Genomic DNA, 19,449 nt, shown 5'->3' with positions numbered 1-19,449 from the left:
TCAGGCCGCCTCGGGCAGGGTGCATTTGGCCAGGCGGCCCTCCTGCATCACCAGGACCACATTGGACGGCTCGCCGAGCACGCTCATGTCGGCGAGCGGATCGCCGTCGCACACCACCAGATCGGCGGTCTTTCCCGGTTCGACGGTGCCCAGGGTCTCGTCCAGCCCGAGCAGCTGGGCGGCGTTCAGGGTTCCGGCGCGGATCGCGTCCAGCGGCGACATTCCCAGCTTCACCATGTGGTCGAGCTCGCGGAGGTTCTGCGCGTGCGGGCCGACGCCGGAATCGGTGCCGAGCGCCACCTTCACCCCGCGCCGCACCGCTTCGCTGAGCCGCGGCATCGCGGCCTCGACCATGCGGGCCTTCTTCTCGTAGGCCGCGGCCGTGAAGTGCTCGCGCTCGACGTGGAAGGTCGACAGGGTCGGGACGAGGAACGCGCCGTTCTCCAGCATGAGGTCGATGCCCTCGTCGTCGATCAGATAGCCGTGCTCGATGCTGGTCACGCCGCCGCGCAGCGCGTTCTTGATCCCCTGCGCGCCCTGCGCGTGCGCGGCGATCGGCCGGCCGCGGTGCCGGCGCGTCTCGTCCGCGATGGTGGCGATCTCCTCGGCCGTAAGGCCCTCGTCCTCGGGCTGGTCGCTCGGGCTGTTCACACCGCCGGTCGCGCAGACTTTGATGACGTCAGCGCCGTCCTTGAGCAGCCGCCGGGTCGCCAACCTGACCTCGGCGCAGTCGTCGGCCAGCTCGCTGAACCGGTCGGTGACCCCGGACGGATCGAACCCGCTGGGCAGGCTGAAGTCGGCGTGCCCGCCGGTGTGGCTCATCAGCCGCAGCGCGACGTGCAGCCGGGGCCCTTCGATCAGGCCCTGCGCCACCGCGTCCCGGTAGCCGGCGTCGATGCCGCCGAGGTCGCGCGCCGTGGTGACGCCGCAGAGCAGTGTTTCGCGCATCCGCTGCGCCCGTTCGAAAACGGTGACCGTCGGCCGGTTGGTCAGCAGCCTTCCGGTGAGGTCGGCGTTGCGGTCCATGAGGAAATGCACATGGCAGTCGAAGAATCCGGGGAGCAGGGTCCGGCCGCCGAGATCGACGGTCGCGGCGCCGTCGACCCGCGGCTCGGCCCCCGACGGACCGGCGTAGGCGATCTTGCCGTCCCGCACCACGACGGCGGCCGATTCGACGAGGGCGGCGCCGGTTCCGTCGATCAGCCGGGCGTTGGTGAACACGGTCGCGTCGGTCATGGGTCCCGCTCCCTTGCTGTGGGTCTGGCTCACTGGGCGAACACCGGCGGCCGCGCCGAGGCCCAGGGCCGTTCGGTCTCCAGTTGCGCCGCCACCGCCACCAGCAGGTCCTCCCGTCCGTAGGCCGCGGCGAGCTGGATCCCGATCGGCTCGCCGGCCGCGGACAGCGCCGCGGGGACCGCGATCGCCGGCTGCCCGGTCGTGTTGAACGGCGCGGTGAAGTTGAGCACGTCCACCGACTTCTGCAGGCCGTCGGGTTCGTTCCACGGCCAGCTCACCGGCTTGGGCGGCGTCGCGAACACCGGGCTCAGCAGCAGGTCGTACTCCTGCCACCAGTTCGCCATGGCGGCACGGAACCGGCCTTGCCAGAGCAGCGCGTTCGCGAGCTCCAGTCCGGTGATCTCACGCCCGCGCCGGACCCAGAACCAGGTGATGGGGTCGAGGTCGTCCGGGCCCGGCTCCTCGCCCAGCTCCGCGCTCAGCGCGTCGACGGCCTGGACGGCGGTGACGCTCAGCGCGTCGAAGAACGACTCCAGGCACTTCGGGTCGAGCATCGCCTCGGGATAGGCGTCCTCGACCTTGTGTCCCAGCCCTTCGAGGATCCGGGCGGTGTCCAGGACGGCGTCCCGGACCACGTCCACCACCTGCGGCGCATGGTCGGGAGCATGCGTCAGGACGCCGATGCGCAGCCGCCCCGGGTCCCGGCCGACGACCCCGGCCAGGCCGCCCGGTGGCAGCGGCGCGGGCCCGCCCAGGTCACCGGGTGCGCCGCCGCTGACGGCGTCGAGCACGGCCGCCGTGTCCCGGACGGTGCGGGTCACCACCGCGGGGTTGCTGTGCCCCCACCGGTTCGGCGTGCCCGGTCCGGCGCTGATCCGTCCCACGGACGGCTTCAGGCCCACCAGGTGGCAGAACGCGGCGGGCATCCGGATCGAGCCGCCGCCGTCGCCGCCCTGCGCCACGGGCACCATGCCCGCGGCGACCGCCGCCGACGCACCGCCCGACGAGCCGCCGGAGGTGAGATCCGTGCGCCAGGGGTTCCGGGTCACGCCGTGCACCCGGCTCTCGCTCACCGACACCAGCCCGAACTCCGGAGCGGAGGCCTGGCCGACGATGACGAACCCGGCCTCGCGGAGCCGCCGGTTGATCACGGCGTCGGCGCGGGCGACGCGGCCGTGCCGGGCCACCCATGCGCACGCGGAGTTCGCCGGGTCCCCCGCACTCTCGTTGATCGCCTTCGAGAGCGTGGGAACACCCGAGAACGGAGCGTCCGCGGGTACCCGGTCCGCTTCGGAAAGGGCCTGCTCGTACCGCCGGTGCGTGATCGCGTTGATGTGCGGGTCGGTCCGCTCGATGCGGTCGATGGCCGCCTCGACCAGTTCCCGCGGCGTCGCCTCCCCGCGCCGCACGAGGTCGGCCTGCTCCAGCGCGTCCATCGTCATTCGGCCCCCTCCTCGACAGCGGGGAAGTGGCAGGCCACCGCGTGCCCCGCGAGTACCTCCGACAGCTCCGGAACGTCCACCCGGCATCGGGACTCGGCCTTCGGGCAGCGCGCCGCGAACGCGCACCCTTGGCCACGGTCGCCCGAGGTGTCCTCTTCCGCGGTGTCGGCGGGGCCGCCCCGCTCCCGCGGATCCGGGGAGGGGACGGCGGCGAGCAGCGCCTTGGTGTACCAGTGCGCCGGAGCCGAGAACAGCGCCTCGGCGTCGGCGACCTCCACCACCCGGCCCGCGTACATCACCATCACCCGGTCCGAGATGGCCTGCACCACCGCGAGGTCGTGCGAGATGAAGACGTAGGTCAGCTTCTCCGCCCGCTGCACCCGGAGCAGCAGATCCAGCACCTGGGCCTGCACGGACACGTCCAGCGCCGAGGTGGGTTCGTCCAGGACCACCACCTCCGGCCTGGCGGCGACGGCGCGTGCGATGGCGATGCGCTGCTTCTGCCCGCCGGAGAACTCGTGCGGCAGCCGCTGCCCGGCGTCGGCCGGCAGGCCGACCTCCGCGAGCACCTCCTCGACCCGCCGCCGTGCCTCGCTTCCGCCGGTTCCGCCGGTGACCAGCGGCTCGCGAACCGACGTCGCCACCCGCAGCTTCGGATTGAGCGAGCCCGCCGGATGCTGGAACACCATCTGGATGGCACGCCGGAACGCCTTCAGCCGCTTGCCGCGCAGCCTGGCGTAGTCCCGCCCGTCCATCCGCAAGCGCCCCGTGCTGGGCCGGTCCAGCCGGACCAGCAGGTTCGCCAGGGTGCTCTTGCCCGAACCCGACTCGCCGACGACGCCCACCACCTCGCCGGGGTGGACGCGCAACGAGACGTCCCGGACGGCGTGCACGGTGCGACCCCGGGACCGGAAACTGCGCCCTACCGCTTCGGCGGTGAACAGCGCGGGCCGGTCAGGATCGGAACCCCGGTCTTCGGGAGCGGGACGCCCGGCGTGTTCGCCTCGCCGCCCCAGTCTGGGCACCGAACGCAGCAGCATCTTGGTGTAGTCGGAGGAAGGCGTCAGCAGGACCTCCTCGACGCCGCCCTGCTCCACGATCTCGCCGTCCCGCATCACCGCCACCCGGTCCGCGGCCTGCGCGATCACTCCGATGTCGTGCGAGATCAGCAGGATTCCGACGCCGAACTCGTCGCGGATCGTCCGCAGCAGCCGCAGGATCTCCGCCTGCACGGTGACGTCCAGCGCCGTCGTCGGCTCGTCTGCCAGCAGCAGCTTCGGCTCGCCGGCCAGCGCGAGCGCGATCGCCGCGCGCTGCCGCAACCCGCCGGAGAGCTGATGCGGGTACTGCCGGGCCCGGCTCTCCGGCTCCGGGACGCGCACCCGTCGCAACAGCTCGACGACCGCCTGCCGCTGCGCCTCGCCCTTCAGCCCGCGATGCCGCTTGATCACCTCACCGATCTGCCGGCCGACGCGCATGGTCGGGTCCAGCGTGCCCATGGCGTCCTGGAACACCATCGCGACCTCGCGGCCGCGCATCCGGGTGAGCTTCCTGGCGTCCGCACCGGCCAGGTCGGTGGCGCACACCTCGAAACGCCCGGCGGTCACCTTCGCCTGCTTGGGCAGCAGCCCGAGGCAGGCCATCGCGACCGAGGTCTTCCCGCTGCCGCTCTCGCCGATCAGCCCGACGATCTCCCCGGCCCGGACGGTGAGGTCGACCCCGCGGACGCTGGCCGGCGCGTCGCCGTACCGGACGGTGAAGTCGCGGAAGCTCAGCACGTTCTGTCCGTTCATGTCGCCATCCCGTCCTCCCGGGTGCCGCGCTGCCCTGGTCTCCGTCATTCCGCGATCCAGGCGTCCTTGAGGAACCGCCGGGTTCCGGTGGCGTCACTCTTGAATCCGGCGAGCCTGGTCGACCACGCGTCGTAGTTCACCGGCGACGCGTAGGGGACCAGCATGTAGACCCGCTCGGCCACATACCGGTTGATGTCGCCGTACGCCCGCCGCCTGTCCTCGACGGTCTCCGCGTTGCGCACGGCGTCGTCCATCCGCCGCCACAGCTCCGGGTCGTTCACCTTCGTCGTCTTGCCGGTCTTCTCGAACCACAGGCTCAGGTACTGGGAGACGTCGGCGTTGAGGACGGAGGTCATCTGGACCATGTCGGCGTTCCAGTTCCCCGACAGCAGGTTGCTGACGAGCTGCTCGAACGGCAGCTGGGTGATCTGCACCCGCACCCCGATCCTGGACAGCTGCTCGGTGATGAGCTGCGCGGTGGCGAGCTTGTCCGGCCGGTTCGACCGCACGACCATCTTGAGTTTCACCGGGCCCGCACCCGACTCGGCGAGCAGCCGCTTCGCCCGTCCCGGGTCGTACTCGCCGAAGGGCAGCGCGCCGGACGCGCCGCCCAGGACCGGGTCTCCCGGCGGGATGATCCCGGACGGGACGCCGGACCCCTGGGCCCCGACGCTGATCAGCTGCTTGCGGTCGATGCCCAGGCTGATCGCCTGCCGCACCTTCTCGTTCGCCAGGGGGCCCTGCAGCGTGTTCAGCCCCAGCCAGTAGACGCCGGTCTTGAACGGCTCGCCCACCTCGAAGCCGCCCTTCTCGAGCGTCTCGGTGACCTTCGGGATGTTGATCTGGGTGGCGTCCACGGTCGTGGACTGCAAGGCCCTCACCCGGGTCACCTCCTCGGGGATGACCTGGTAGCGGACCTCGTCGATGTACGGCTTCGGCTGATCCCAGTAGCCGTCGAACCGCACGGTCTTCATGAAGGCGCCTTCGCGGAACTCCGCGAGCCGGAACGGGCCCGTCCCGTTCTCCTGGATCTTGCGCTGGTTGGGGGTACGGCTCTTGACCCACTGCTCGCTGACGATTCCGCCGCTCCACGGCTGCGCGAGCAGGTTCAGCAGGGACGATTGCGGCTCCTGGAGCGTCACCACCACTTTGTCGTCGCCGGACGCGGTCACGTCTTTGATCTTGAAAAGCGCGCGGTACGGCGATTTCGTCGCGGGGTCCACGTACCGCTTGAGGCTGAACACGACGTCGCTCGCCTTCACGGGCCGGCCGTCGTGGAATCTGGTCCCTTCGCGCAGGGTGAACTCGTAGCTCGTCGGTGAGGTCCGCTTCCACGAGGTCGCCAGTGCGGGCTTCAGCGTGATGCCGTCGGGTGCGAGTTCCAGCAGCCCCTCGTAGAACTGCGAGGCCATGCGCTTGGCGTCGCCGGCCTGGGCCAACACGGGGTCGAGCCCGCTCAGCGGCTGCGTCTCCTCGGCGATGACGAGCTTTCCGCCTCGTTGCGGCGGGCCCGCCGCGGCGCCGCCCGCCGTCCGCCGGTCGCCCGAGCATCCCGCGAGCGCGATCGAAACGGCCACGGCCGCCCCCACCGCGAGCACCGATCTTCTCGTCCGGCCAACTGAGATCATCGCGCCGTCTCCTTTCTGTGCGTCACACAACGGAGCGCCGCGAGACCGCGAAGCCCTCACCGATGAGCCCCCAGCCGATCGAGGACAGCAGGAGCGCCCCGCCGGCGCCGAGTACCAGCCATGGGGAAGCGGTCATGTAGATCTGGGATTCGGAGATCATCCGGCCCCAGCTGGGGGTCGGCGGCTGCACCCCGAGGCCGAGGTAGCTCAGCGCCGACTCCAGCAGGATGACGATGGCCGCCGAATTCGCCAGCTGGATCATCATCAGCGGAAGCGTGTTGGGCAGCAGGTGCTTCAACACGATCATCGGGGATCCCACGCCGGAGATCCGCGCGGACCGAACGAATTCCAGTTCCCGCAGCTCAAGGCACCGGGCCCGGACGATGCGCGCGAAATGCGGCAGCGTCGCGATCGCCAGCACGACGATCAGCGTGGTGTTGGAGGGCGAGAAGACGGTCACCGCCGCCAACCCGAGCAGCAGCGACGGGAAGGACAGCAGCAGGTCCACGCCGCCCATCAGCAGCGAGTCCAGCCGGCGGTTCCCGATGCCCGCGGCGAACCCGACGAGCGAACCGGCGACCAGCGCGAGCACCGAACTCGCCAGGGCGATCGACAGGGAGGTCCGGCCCGCGGTGCACAGCCGGACGAAATAGTCCCGGCCCAGATCGTCGGTACCGAGCCAATTGGCTCCGTTGGGACTCACAAAGGGCGCGCCCGCGACCTCGGTGGGAGTGAAAGGACGGAGCAGCGGGACCACATACGCCATCGCGAACATCAGCACGAGAATGCCGATACCGCACACGACCCCGGTGTTGATCCTGCCCCTCGACCGGCGGCCGCGAACGGCTGTCTTCTTCTCCTTGGCCTCGGGGGGTCGCTTCGCTTTCTCAGGAGACATGACCGGCGGCTCGCTCATCGCGATTCACCCACCCTCGGATCGATCAGGGAATGGACGACGTCCACGACGAGGTTCATCACGACGTACACCAGCCCGAGCAGCAGAATGCAGGCCTGCGTCACCGAATAGTCCTTCTGCAGCAGCGAGGTCACGGTGAGCTGGCCGATGCCGGGAATCGCGAAGACGTTCTCGATCAGAATGGCGTTGCCGACCAGCCCGGCCATCTGCAGCCCGGCCACCGTCACCACCGGACCGGACGCGTTCCGGAGCCCGTGCCGGAGCGTCGCCTGCAGGCGGCTCGCTCCCGTCGCGAGCGCGGTGCGCAGATAGTCCTGCTCGTACACCTCGATCATCGAGGTGCGCATGAACCGGCACAGGGTCGCGCCCAGCGGAAGTCCCAGGGCGAGGGCCGGGAGGAGCAGGCCCTGGAGGTTCCTCCACACGTCATCGGTGAGCGGAACGAACCCGACGCTCGGCCAGCTCGGGAGGATCGTCGAGACCAGGAGGATCAGGCCGATGCCGAAGACGAACACCGGCGTCGCGAGCCCCAGGAAAGCACCCCCGCGGGCGATGCGGTCGAAAGCACGGCCCTGGCCGAGCGCGGCGCCGGCACCGGCGGGCACACCCCACAGGATCGACACGATCGTCGCGGCCAGCGCGAGTTCCAGGGTGTTCGGAAGCCTTTGCATGATGAGCTCGAGCACCGGCAGGCCGTTGAAGACCGAGAAGCCGAAGTCCCCTTGGAACATGTTGCCGAGCCACACCAGGTATTGCTCGGTCAGCGGCAGGTCGAGGCCGAGGTCTTCAACGATCCTCGCCCGGGTCGCCGCATCGGAATACGGGCCGGCCAGAATGTCGGCGGGCGTTCCCGGAAGCATCCGGACGAGCCCGAACGCGACGATCGACAGAATGAACAGAACGAAAATCCCGCGGAGGACTCGCCGCGCGAGAAACGGTATTAGGGGTGGCAGGCCGCCCAGCCGGCGCCCCAAGCCCGCGGCCATGCCCCGGGACGGGGGCACGGCTTGCCCGGTCGCGTGCATCCACAGACCTCCTGATGGCATACCGTACGTTGTACGGAATGGACTGTGACATCCCCCTGAACTGCATTGGGCGGTAAGTCTTCGTCAGCCCCACCAGAGGACAAAGCACGACGTCCCGCTCAGCGGACCGGGCGCTACCAGGCGGCGCTCCTCATCCACCCGCACCCGCTGGGGCCACGGGCCTGCGCCTCTTCGATGACCTGTCCAGGAGAGCTGCCCCAGCGCTCCGCCGGGCCACGTCCCGCCCGGCTTCCCTCCGGGCAGGCGCTGCGACATCAGCACACCGCGTTCACGAAACGCGCCCGCCACCCGCGGTTCAAGTCCAACAACGGCCGCCAGGCTTGGGCCTATTCCACCCTTTCGGCGTTCCGCACGCGCGATGCCGGCTGCGCCTGCGGCCCGCCGGGCGTGGTGACGGCGAAGGGACGAAGTCAATTTCCGGAAGGCGTGCCGGTCGCGTCGGCCAGCGAGGCGAGGTCGGCGATGATCTCCGAGACGGTGATCGGGTCCAGCTCGCCGAAATGGGCCCCATCGGTCAGCCGGACGGTCTCGATCCGCTGCTCCGGCTCATCGTCCGGGCTGCCGAAGGGCAGCCCCGGATCCAAGTCGAGCAGGACGCGCCGACCGGCGGGCGACGTGCGGGAGATCCCGGAATAGCCGGCGCGTTCCCAGCCGCGGTGGCGCAGGGCAAGGACCCGCACCGTGCGCACCGTGCGGCCCACGAAACGGGCGAGGTGGTCGCCGCGACGCTCGTCCTCGGTCAATGTGTACGTCCCCCTCTCGATTTGGGGGAACGGTTGCAGGATCTCGTAGTCCTCCATCGCCTCCCGCCAGGCGGCCAGACCGTCGCCCAGATCGAGCGGGTGCGCGATGCCGATGGTCGCCGTGCCGGGCAGCGTGAACGCCTCGTCGTGCACGTCGGCGAAGGTGCGGTCCTCGGCGACCCGGAACGCCGTGGTCGCGCCGTCCTCCTCGGCCAGCCAGACCAGGCGGCGCGCGATGTGCCAGACCAGGGGATGCTCGACGAACAGCTCCCGGAACTCCGCCGCGGTCCACCGCCGTCGCGTGACCATGGCCTTCTCCAGCCGGCGGAGCTGGTCGGCGGAAGTGGTGCGCGCCACCTTCTTCATCGAGGAGAAGCGCTGGTAGGCGGCCGGGGCCAGGTCAGGGTCGTCGTCGGTCCCCGGGCGGGGCAGCGTCTTGCGCCGCCGCCCGTCCTGGTCCAGGACGAACGGGGCGAGCGCCTCGTCGAAGCCCACGGTGAAGCGGCGCGGCCCGTAGTCGAGCGTCATGCTCCCGTCGTCGTCCAGCCCGAAATCCGGCACCGTGCGGTCGGCCAGCTGCTCGGTCGTCAGCCCGCGACTCGCCGCGATCTCCGCCATCTTGTCCTGGGCCCCGGCCTTGAGCCCCTTGAACTTCGCCCGCCGGGAGATGCCGTGCAGGTGCATGAGCGCCAGGTCGCTGCCGATCCCGGCGAGTACGTCGAGCCCTTTCACCGCCTTCTGGTGGCCGCCCTCCCCGGGCAACTCAACGATCATCGCGGCCAGCCTGCGCACCGTCTCGTCGTCGCCGAGCCAGGCGAGCTGGTCCCGCGCCCAGCCGTCCTTGGACGGGGCACCGTGCGACTCCCAGCGCTCGAACAGCGCCCAGGAGAACTCGGTCAGGGAGCGGCTGTCGCACCGCTCGCGGACCACGTCGACACCCGCGTACACCTCGCCGGGCTTCGACATCGCCAGCATCGTCATGACGTGACCAACTGCCGCGACCGGCAGCGCCCGCTCGCGGCCCCGCAGCAGGATCTGCGGGAGCGCGCCGGGATTGGCCCACTCCCCCACGGCCGGCATCCGATCCGGCAGGAACTCCAGCGGGTCGGCTACCAGCGCCTCGATCGCGTCCGCCGCCTCGGCGCCCAGGTCACGCGCGGCCGCCACGATCTTCTCGGCACCCGTGCCGCGGGCCAGCAGCCGGAGCGCCCCCTCGGCCTGCCTCCGGTCCCGTCCGGCCTTGCCGAGTGCGGCGGGGAAGAGCATCCAGGCGGCGTCGACGCCGTGCCTGTCGAACCAGTTGATCGCCGTCTGCCGTGCCGTCTTCTTCCGGGCCAGCCAGTCGGCCGTCAGCGCCGCGATCTCGGCGTTCAGGTAGGGGAGGAGAAGCCCTCCGTGTTCGGCGGGGTTCTGCTTGGCGACGCGCAACACGGCCGGCAGGACGTCCTCACCGAACCGGGCCACCACGCACTTCATCCAGGGCACATCGGGGGACCCCCAGTAAAGTCTGGCCTCCCAGCCGGCGAGCAAGGGCCGGACCACCTCTTCGGGCCCCAGCTGCAGCAGTTCGGCTTCCTTGTGGCTGGGCAATTCGTCGGATCGGAATTCCTTGGCCACCGCCTCCCAGTCGGTACCGGCCTGGTCGAACTCTGGCGGGTACCGGAGGAAGGAGGGGACGGACCACATCTCCCGCTCGCCCGGCGCCCAGGTCATCCTCTGCTCGTCGGGCGGGGTCAGACCCGCGATGACGACCGGCTTCCTCGTCTCCCGCGCGCGGGTCCACGGCGGCTGGACCAGCAGCTCGGGCAGGTCATCCGCTTCCGGTACCCGCGGGTCGGACGCGGCGGCCGCCTCGATGGCCGCACGGGATCCGGCCGGCAGATCGGGCAGCATCGCGGCAACCAGGTCCGGGTGCGCCCGCAGGTGGCCCGCGAGCAGCTCAGTGGCGCCGGACGCGGCCAGCAGCCGCAGCGCTCGCGCAGGGAACCTGGTCATCGCCTCGGTCAGTACGGGCCCGACGTGCTGATCGGCGACGCGGTCGACCAGCACCTGGAACGCCTCGTCGAAGGGCATCAGGCCGATCACCTTGAGCAGCCGTTTGCGCTCGAAGTCGTCGATGTCGCCGTCCAAGCCCTGGACGAACAGCGGGAGGGCGTCCACTCCGGCGGTGTCGGCCAGCGTGACGAGCAGGCCCATGGGGTGGTCTTCCCAGGCCAGATCGTGCTTCACCGCAGATTGATCCGGCTTGCCGATCACGACTTGCAGCCACTCCAGCCCGTACCGGCTGGAGCCCGACCAGTCCTGGCACTCGTCCAGCCAGTCCTGCCGCTCCGGCACCAGATACGACACGACGAGCTTCTGCTTAAGGGTCCGGCGGTGCTCCGCCAGCCTTTCGACCGCCTCCCGGTAGTCGCGATCGTCGGCCGCCGCCAGAAAGGTGCGCATGCGCCTCGCGGCCTCCTGGCCCAGCCAGAGCTTCTCGCCGCCCTGAAACCGTATCTTCTCGGCGCCGGCCCACTTCGTCGCGACCGTGCTCAGCTCGACCAGCGCGCACGCCGCGAACGCCAAGCCATGCTCGGCACTCCAGACGTCCACGAGCCTGCACTGCAGGTTCTGCAGCGAGTCCGGGGCGCCTCCCCTGGCGTAGCTGCCCTCGAAACTGACCCAGTCGTCCTCCTTGCTGTCCCAGGGCGGGAAAGCGCGCTCATCGGTGATGCCGCGCCCCTTCGCCCATTTCTTCACCCACCTCCCCGTTAGGGCGTCGCCCTCCCAGGCCCACTCCCACGGGTCCCCGGCGCCGGGACGCGTCCGGTCGATCTTCCACGGGATCAAGGCGATCGCCGCCGCACCCGCCGGGTCGGGCTGGCCGTCGACGTACCGCCGCGCGCCGTCCACCCACTCCGGACCGGGCACGATCCTGGCGATCAGCGAACCGGGGTCCGGCCACCTCTTCTCGCGCTGCTCCCGCAGCTGCGCCACGGCGACCTTGTCGATCTTGATCGCTGGGCCGGGGTGGCCGCCGCGCCGCGGATGCAACTGCCGCTGCAGCTCCGCCGGAAGCACCAGAACATCCTCGTCCCGCGCCGGCGGGCGTTGATCACTCATGCCGCCAAACCGTAGAGCAGATACCCGACAAACCGCCGCCATCTCCAGAAGGAGCCTTATACCGACCACGGACAACACGCAGGGTCAAACGGGCGGCATCAGATCGCTCTCACTGATGGTGTACGTCAGCAGGGGGTAGATGAAGTCCGTTTCATTGTTCTCACGACGCCGTAGTTGGTAAAACTCGCGCCGCTGCTCATCGTCGGCCGACATGAGGCGCGCACCCTGCGGGAGGTATACATGTCCGTCGCGAAACCGAACGAGGGTCTTTGACGTTCGAAAGGTTACACCCAACCATTGGTTGTCCGCCGCCTGGACGGGCGCGTCAAGTACGATCTTGTGCTTGAGCCGCCGATTCGAGTCGACAGAAAACGCGACGATACTGTTGTGGGCGAGGGGGATCTCGAACTTCCCACCACCGGACCCCTTTGATTCGAAGATCAGCTTCCTTGGCGGACCCGCCTCGGGATGCCGATAGCAGGAGAAAACGGCGATGAACGATCCGTCGGCCAGATCGAGGGCTTGGTCGGAATGGCTCCCCATGGTCTTGTAGGCGTTCGTGTAGCTCTCGATGAGAGCGTTGTTGAAGCCGACTGAAATCGCCGCACGTTCTTGAATCTGTTGCGCCAGCCGTTCGTGCACCCCCCGGAAACGCTGCGTCGGGCTGCTGTATCGAGTGGTAGTACGCACGAGGGGCACATCACCCGCCTCGTCGACCTTGGTAAGCGCGGCGCCACGCCGACCTTTTCCTACATCTTCCAAACGAGCCGACGCGGACAGCTCCGCAAAGAGATTCTCCTCGGTCGACAAAGCGCACGAGATGATCTCAGACTCGGGGGGCAACGTAGTCTCCCGTGTTCATACTGAAGAGAAACTTGTCGCCGTAATCAATGAAGGACGAAGTCTTGTTCTCCTCGACGTACAGCCTGCGCAACTCGTTCACGCCCGCCGGTGTGGGTGGCTCCAGCTCCACCAAATCTCCGTCCACTTTGAGGAACGTCTGGCCGTTCTTGTGAACGGCTTCGGCGCTCGAACAGCGCACCACGTATCCCAGGCGGGTCGGGAGCACCTCGGCGTCCAACATTGAGGGCCGGATTTCGTGCGTATACAGGCGGTTGGTGGCCAGCGGCATGAAGAACACGGAGCCGGGGTAGAGAGTCAGGGTGAACTGCGCGGGGAGCGCGACCCCGTCGCGTTCTTCGGTCGCCTCCTTGAGGCGAAAGTGCAGCTTGGTCAGCCCGCTGACACCCTTCACACCATAGTCGAAGGCGTCCTCGGCCAAGGGTTGCAGTTTGTCGAGCCGGTCATAGAAAGTACAAAAGGCCATGATGCCGTTGAGGGGCATGTCCTTGGTCTTGTCGGCATGGGACGAGATCTTGGCCTTGGACTGCTTGCGCTCGGCCGTGGCAAGGGTGTTGTGGTAGATCTGAGCGAGGACGTGATTCAGCGGTGCCTGGTTCCGGAAGACGGCGGCGGCCTCGCGGTTCAGGGCTTCGACGATGCTCGTGTCGGTCGGACGAAAGCTCTCGGTCGGCCCAGAGAGATTCGTGGAGCACCGGAGCAGGCGGAAATGTAGTTCGTCACCGTTTTGTGTGACGGGCGTCAGATAGATTCCGGTGCGATGTGCCGTTCCAGGCTTGGTGGACTCCGTCAGCGACTGGAACGCGTGCTCCGCACTGATCCGTCCGAAGTGATCGCCGCCGAGGTCGAAAAAGCGGCGGTAGTACACTCCGGCGCCGTGTACACGGATGGGAACTCGGCCGAGGTCGACGAGGGTCCAATGTTTGTCGACGTCCTCGTGGTACCCGTGTGACAGCTCCCGGATTACGAATACCCGGGCCGCCGCGTACAGTTGGCGGACGCTGATCCCGGATATATCGCCACACAGGTAGACGGTCTTCTGTGCGAGGTCGGCCGAACCAGAAGCAAGGTCCTCTGGCGTGATCACGGACCCGAAAAAGTACCTGATCAATTCATTATCTCGCAACGTCGAAGGCGCGACCAAGATGTTGCTCGCATCCTCGATGCAGGCTTCTGTTAGCTCCGTTGTATACATCAAACCGTACCTGCCATTCGCTCCGCCTCCATGATGATCTGCGCCATTGCGGCGGGAAGCCGTACGACCGACTCCGTGTCCTTCAGTCGGCTGTCGGAGCTGATCCACGCCAGGGTATCGGGGTCGGTGACCGACTCACCCTGGAAGTAGAAGTCACCCGTCTCGGCGTCCACCCGCATGGCCGGGCAGTCGTCGGGGTTCCCTGGATCAACAACCCGTCACAGGCGCGGTGGTGGCGTGAGCCTCCCATTCTTAGAGGTCGAACGTCCCCTGCTTGATCTTCGACAGCAGGGCGCCCCAGGCCGCACTGTCCCACACCAGACATCCGCCATCCGGATCCTTGGAGTCGCGGACGAGACGTTGGGCTCCGACGATGCCGGCTTCGACGCAGCCGCTACCGCCTTCGCTGTGACTGCTCTTGCGGAAGACGGCCTGAGCAAGATCGAGGTCGGACACTTCGTCCTCCTGGCGATCGCTGATGTGCCGCGTGACTTGACTTCACAGAGCTTCCGACTAGAGGTCATACGCTCCTAGCTTGATCTGCGACAGCAGATCAAACCAAGTACCACGCGCCAACATCAGGATGTCGCCGCGCCGGGCCGATGCGTCCGGCGTCCTCTCGTCGACCTCCAGGAGACCGCCGAACTCGTCGTCCGGCACCTGGAAAGCGCCCCGAGCCCTTCGGCCATCTGAAGATTAGATGCATACCATACTATTCGTGAATAGCTTTTGCCCTAGATTCCGCTGGCAGCCGACCCGAGGAGGATCAGTGGTCCGCACCCACGACGACCTGGAGCCCGCGGCGAAGGCCTGACCGGCGCCGGGGTCTGCGGTGCTTGCGCCGGGACGGCACCGTCCTACAGGTAGCGGGCGCGGCTGACGCCGAAGGTGCCGCCGATCTGCCTGACGGAGTAGGCGCGTTCGCCGTACATCCGCCGGGCCTGGACGGCCCGCAGGTCGGTCAGGGGCGCCGGGCGGCCCCGGAGGCGAGCTGTGTGACCCATCGCGGAGGTCCGAACGGGACCCTGCCCGTCTACGGGATCGGCTGCGGCGGGCGTTCCGGACGGGCAGTGATCGCGGAAATCCAACCGACCTGCTCCTGATCGGTCGGCCGCCGCTTCACCTACGCCACAGCCTGCCCTCAGCCGATCGGCACGGCGGCCTCTTCGGTCACCGCGCCGATCCCCTGCACGAACGTGATCATTCTCGAGCCGGTTCCGCCTTGCAGTGATCCCCAAGGTCGGGACAGTCATCCCCGTGTCTACCCTCCACTCCCGACCTTTGAAGAGTCGTTTGTCTGCGTTCGCGGTGATCGGCGCGCTTTGCACTCTCGCCTGGCTCGCGCTGTATCTCATCTTCAGGATCGCGATGCCGCCGCTGGCCGCCAATGCCCTCTCGCTGGCGACCACCACGGTGGCGAACACGGCGGCGAACCGCCGGTTCACGTTCAACGTGGTCGGGTCGGACGGGGTGCTGCGGCATCAACTGGAGGGCGGTGTCGTGTTCCTGATCGGCCTCGCGCTGAGCAGCGGCGGCCTCGGCCTCGTCCACGCGCTCGCGCCGGGTGCGTTCCAGGCCGTCGAGGTCGTGGCGATGCTCGGCTCCTACGGCCTGGCCACCATCGTCCGCTTTGTGCTGCTGGACGGCTGGGTGTTCAACACAAAGCGCAGCGCTCCCGTGGAGCAACTCCAAGAGCGACTCCAGGAGGCCTGAACCAGTCGGTTCGCAGCCGTTGCTCTCTTCGCCTCCGGTTGGCACCTGGTCCCGGGCTCGGACTGTAGATGGTGTCGTGCGGTCGGCCGGCGTCAATGCCGGTCACCGCAATCAAAGAAAGCCCGGAAGGACAAAAAAGAGCAATGGCCAAGAAAACAACGTGGGCCCGCATACGCGGGTTTTCCGCCATGTACCTTCAGAGCCGGGAGACCGTCTGGCCCACCAGCGGCGACTGCGACGGTGAATCCGCGATCGAGGAGATCCCGAACTGGAAGTCCACTGGGGACGCCCGGCGATACCGGGGGCTTCAGGTCGCAAGGCTTGCCCCCTACCTCACCGGGATCGTTCTGGACGTCGGCTCGAAGACCGGTGAGCTGATTGAAATGCTCCGTGCGTCCCCGCGTGCGGAGATCAACAAACTGGTCCTGACCGAACGGGACTCGGCCTGGTTCGCCCGCCTGAAGCGGCGTTTTCCGGGAGTGGAGGTTCTCCCCCTGGAACTGCCCGGGAAGGTGAACACCGAGGCCGACACGGTGCTCGCCGTCAACCTCCTCGGATACATCGAGGACGAGGACCGTGCTCTCCGCTCCCTCGTCGAGGCCATCCGGCCCGGCGGACGCCTCGTCATCTGGGAGGCCGGTCACCCGGCGCTCTACAGCAAGTTCGACGAGGAGAAAGCCGAGCGGGTGCGGCGCTACACGCGGAAGGGCCTGACCGAGAGCCTTAAGGCCGCCCGTCTGGAGGTCGAGGTCTGCCGCCCGATCAACAGCCTGGGCGCGATCTTCAACTGGTTCGTGGTCCGCCGGATGGAGGACGCGGGCGATCCCCGGATGGTCCGGATCTACGACCGGACGGTGGTGCCGGTGAGTCGACTCCTCGACCACCTCCACCTGCCCTTCGGGCAGAACATCATCGCCGTGGCGAAGGTGCCGGAAAGCTGAACCGCCGGGCCCGTCCACGGGTCCGGTCGAACAGCGCGGGCGGTTGACATGACCGCCCGCGCTCTGCTTCCCCAATCGAATCAGCCTGCCGGGCCCGATCGCGTCAACTGCTCCGGTGGTGGTTCACGTGCCAAGACTCGGACCTGCTGCACCAAGGCGAGGGCGGCGTGATCCCAGGCGACGTTTCCCTTTATTACAATCCGTAAGCATCAGCCGGGTTCCGTGACCTCCGGCGACCACAGCCCTGGTGTACCGACGGAAACCGGTGTGAGGACGAGACGGCACCCGGGGGGCGGCCTGCGGCGTTTCGAGGTGCGGGGGCGCTCCGGAACGGGTTCGTGCTCCATGGCCTGGCGATCTGCGCGAGGGCCGTGAGGAGGATGGGCGATGAGACCGATCCGGCTGTCCGAGACCGACTCCTCCATGATCGGACTGGTCGGCGGCAAGGCCGCCGGGCTGGGCGAGATGATCAAGGCGGGCGAGCGGGTCCCGGACGGGTTCTGCCTGACCGCGGAGTCCTACAGGGCGCGGGATCTGCCCGAGAAAGAGCTGATCGACGCCTACGCGCGGCTCGGCGCCGGCCGGGTCGCGGTCCGTTCCAGCGCGACCGCCGAGGACCTGCCGGACGCCGCCTTCGCGGGCCAGCATGACACCTACCTCGACATCGAAGGCGCCGACCGGCTCATCGAAGCCGTCCGGCGATGCTGGGACTCCCTGGACACCGACCGGGCCGTCGCCTACCGCGCCGCCGCCGGCATCGGCGACGCCGCCATGGCCGTGGTGGTCCAGCGAATGATCGACGCCGACGTGGCCGGCGTGCTGTTCACCGCGAACCCTGTCACCGGGTCCCGCTCCGAGATGGTCGTCGACGCCGCCCCCGGCCTGGGCACCGCGGTCGTCGAAGGCACCGTCGTCCCCGACCACTACGTCCTGGACCGGCACTCGCCGTCCATCCGGGGACCGGACGGCGGATGCCTCGACGCACAGCGGCTCCAACGGCTCCGGGACGCCGGCGAGCGGCTGCGGACGCGTTTCGGCTCGCCGCAGGACATCGAGTGGGCGATCGATTCGGACGGCACGCTGTGGCTGCTCCAGTCCCGGCCGATCACCACCCTGTTCCCGCTGCCGCCGGACACCGGCGAAACCCGGCTGTACCTGGAGTTCGGCCACCTCCAGGGGATGTTCAGGCCGTGCACGCCGATGGGAGTGGCGATGATCAAGGCCGGATCGGCGATGTGGCTCCGCGAGCACGGTGTCAACGTCGATCCCCGTGACCCGATGCCCCGGCTCGTCCCCATCGGCGGGCGGCTCTACTTCGACCTGACCGACTTCGTCCGCAACAAGACCATGCGGAAGCGGCTGCGGACGGGCCTGACGATCTACGGGCCGCGAGTGCAGGGCCCGGTGGAGCGGATGATGGCCGATCCGCGGTTCGCCCCGCGGCCCGGCCTGCCGCTCCGGCCGGGCAACGCGCTCAGGGCGACCGCGCTGCTCGCGCCGAGGACGGTCGCCGGGTTCGCGTCGAGCCTGGCCCGCCCGGACGCGGCCCGCGAGGAGGCCTTCCGCACCGTGGCGGAGATCAGGCGCCGGACGGCGCCGCCGCCGGAGCCGGCCACGGCCGCGGCGCGGCTGAGGTGGGTCGCCGAGGACGCGCAGAAGGCGGTCATGGGTTCCGGCATGACGCGGCTCATGGGGCCGGTGGTGGCCGGGATCCTCCTCGGCGTGGCGCCGTCCGGGCTGCTCAAGGGCATCGCCACGGACGAGGAGCTGGACATCGTCCTCGGCGGGATGCCCTACAACGTGACCACCGAGATGGATCTCGCGCTCTGGGACCTGGCCGTGCGGGCGCGCCCGCACCGCGCCCGGTTCCTCGGCACCCCGCCGGAGGAACTCGCCGCCGAGTACCGCGCCGGGGAACTCCCCGACATCGGACTGGACGGGTTCCTGGACCGGTACGGCATGCGCGCGGCGGCCGAGATCGACGTCGGCGTGCCCCGTTGGGCGGAGGACCCGGCGCCGCTGCTCGCCACGATCGCCAACTACCTCCGGGTCGAGGACCCCGGCCAGGCGCCCGACCGGCGGTTCGAGCAGGCCGCGCGGAGGGCGGAGGCGATGATCGAGACGCTGTCCCGGCGGGCCCGGCGCTGCCGGCCGGTCCGCGGCCGGCTCGCGGTGTTCCTCATGCGCCGGTCGCGCCGGCTCACCGGCCTCCGGGAGATCGGGAAGTTCGCCTGGCTGCCCGCGCTCCAGGCGGCGCGCCGCCAGCTCCTCCTGATCGGCGCCGAACTCGTCTCGCGCGGCCTGCTGGAACACGCGGACGACATCATGTTCATGAATCTCGACGAGGCACGCACGGCCGTCCAGGACGGAGCCGACCATCGGGCCTTGGTCGCGACGCGGCGCGCCGACCATTCAAGAGAGCTGCGGCGGCCCGCCGTCCCGGGCGCGCTGCTGTCCGACGGGACCGACGTGGAGGCGCTCGCCCCGCCGGGCCCCGCCGAGAAAGGGGTGCTGATCGGGATGGCCGCGGCGGCGGGCCGGGCGACCGGGCGGGCACGGGTGATCCGCGACCCGTCCAACGCGCGCATCGAGCCGGGCGAGATCCTCGTGGCCCCCACCACCGACCCCGGCTGGACGCCGTTGTTCCTGACCACGACCGGCCTGGTGACCGAAACCGGCTCGCCCGTGGCGCACGGTCCGACCGTCGCCAGGGAGTACGGCATCCCGGCCGTGATCTGCGTCCGCAACGCCACGCACGACATCAAGACCGGGCAGCTGATAACGATCGACGGAGCCGCCGGCACGGTCCGGGTGGACGAAGACCCCTGAC

16 protein-coding genes are annotated in these 19,449 nt (G+C 69.2%); 3 read left to right on the top strand and 13 right to left on the bottom strand.

The annotated features are described in order from the left end of the window. The 13 genes from ABD340_RS05510 to ABD340_RS05450 form a co-directional block, all read right to left on the bottom strand. Positions 1–1,236, bottom strand: a complete 1,236-nt coding sequence (locus tag ABD340_RS05510; RefSeq protein WP_344587384.1) for an amidohydrolase family protein — start codon at positions 1,234–1,236, stop codon at positions 1–3. A gap of 29 nt (positions 1,237–1,265) precedes the next feature. Beyond that, on the bottom strand, positions 1,266–2,678 hold the full coding sequence (locus ABD340_RS05505; RefSeq protein ID WP_344587383.1) for an amidase: 1,413 nt from the start codon (positions 2,676–2,678) through the stop codon (positions 1,266–1,268). Continuing rightward, positions 2,675–4,471 carry a dipeptide ABC transporter ATP-binding protein gene (locus ABD340_RS05500; RefSeq protein ID WP_344587382.1) on the bottom strand — a complete coding sequence of 599 codons (1,797 nt, stop codon included), beginning with the start codon at positions 4,469–4,471 and terminating at the stop codon, positions 2,675–2,677. The genes ABD340_RS05505 and ABD340_RS05500 overlap by 4 nt, the downstream gene beginning before the upstream one ends. A gap of 44 nt (positions 4,472–4,515) precedes the next feature. Beyond that, a complete protein-coding gene (locus tag ABD340_RS05495) occupies positions 4,516–6,099 on the bottom strand; it encodes an ABC transporter substrate-binding protein (protein ID WP_344587381.1) in 1,584 nt (527 codons plus the stop codon). Between the two features lie 22 nt (positions 6,100–6,121). Beyond that, positions 6,122–6,997, bottom strand: coding sequence for an ABC transporter permease (locus ABD340_RS05490; protein ID WP_344587380.1), 876 nt, complete (start codon positions 6,995–6,997; stop codon positions 6,122–6,124). A gap of 14 nt (positions 6,998–7,011) precedes the next feature. Continuing rightward, entirely contained in the window at positions 7,012–8,040 is a 1,029-nt protein-coding gene (locus tag ABD340_RS05485) for an ABC transporter permease (RefSeq protein ID WP_344587379.1), read from the bottom strand. A 431-nt stretch (positions 8,041–8,471) separates the two neighbouring features. Beyond that, complete coding sequence (locus ABD340_RS05480; RefSeq protein ID WP_344587378.1) at positions 8,472–11,909, bottom strand: DUF4132 domain-containing protein; 3,438 nt, start codon at positions 11,907–11,909, stop codon at positions 8,472–8,474. Between the two features lie 84 nt (positions 11,910–11,993). Further along, a complete protein-coding gene (locus tag ABD340_RS05475; protein ID WP_344587376.1) occupies positions 11,994–12,719 on the bottom strand; it encodes a hypothetical protein in 726 nt (241 codons plus the stop codon). A gap of 16 nt (positions 12,720–12,735) precedes the next feature. Beyond that, entirely contained in the window at positions 12,736–13,857 is a 1,122-nt protein-coding gene (locus ABD340_RS05470; protein ID WP_344587375.1) for a hypothetical protein, read from the bottom strand. Between the two features lie 107 nt (positions 13,858–13,964). Beyond that, a complete protein-coding gene (locus ABD340_RS05465) occupies positions 13,965–14,144 on the bottom strand; it encodes a hypothetical protein (RefSeq protein ID WP_344587373.1) in 180 nt (59 codons plus the stop codon). 73 nt (positions 14,145–14,217) lie between these two features. After that, entirely contained in the window at positions 14,218–14,421 is a 204-nt protein-coding gene (locus tag ABD340_RS05460) for a DUF397 domain-containing protein (protein WP_344587371.1), read from the bottom strand. 57 nt (positions 14,422–14,478) lie between these two features. After that, the gene (locus tag ABD340_RS05455) at positions 14,479–14,625 is read right to left on the bottom strand and encodes a hypothetical protein (protein WP_344587370.1); all 147 of its coding nucleotides are present in this window, start codon (positions 14,623–14,625) and stop codon (positions 14,479–14,481) included. Between the two features lie 197 nt (positions 14,626–14,822). Beyond that, a complete protein-coding gene (locus ABD340_RS05450) occupies positions 14,823–14,969 on the bottom strand; it encodes a hypothetical protein (RefSeq protein ID WP_344587369.1) in 147 nt (48 codons plus the stop codon). 289 nt (positions 14,970–15,258) lie between these two features. Between ABD340_RS05450 and ABD340_RS05445 the strand changes: the two genes are divergently transcribed. From ABD340_RS05445 to ABD340_RS05435, 3 genes are all read left to right on the top strand, one after another. Continuing rightward, positions 15,259–15,678, top strand: a complete 420-nt coding sequence (locus tag ABD340_RS05445) for a GtrA family protein (RefSeq protein WP_344587367.1) — start codon at positions 15,259–15,261, stop codon at positions 15,676–15,678. Positions 15,679–15,866: 188 nt separating this feature from the next. After that, positions 15,867–16,619, top strand: coding sequence for a class I SAM-dependent methyltransferase (locus ABD340_RS05440; RefSeq protein ID WP_344587366.1), 753 nt, complete (start codon positions 15,867–15,869; stop codon positions 16,617–16,619). 387 nt (positions 16,620–17,006) lie between these two features. After that, the gene (locus ABD340_RS05435) at positions 17,007–19,448 is read left to right on the top strand and encodes a PEP/pyruvate-binding domain-containing protein (protein WP_344587365.1); all 2,442 of its coding nucleotides are present in this window, start codon (positions 17,007–17,009) and stop codon (positions 19,446–19,448) included. Position 19,449: the final 1 nt, after the last annotated feature.

This window comes from Actinomadura vinacea, assembly GCF_039532545.1.
In the GTDB taxonomy this organism is placed as follows: Bacteria; Actinomycetota; Actinomycetes; order Streptosporangiales; family Streptosporangiaceae; genus Spirillospora; species Spirillospora vinacea.
This window is presented reverse-complemented; position numbering and strand designations above follow the sequence as displayed.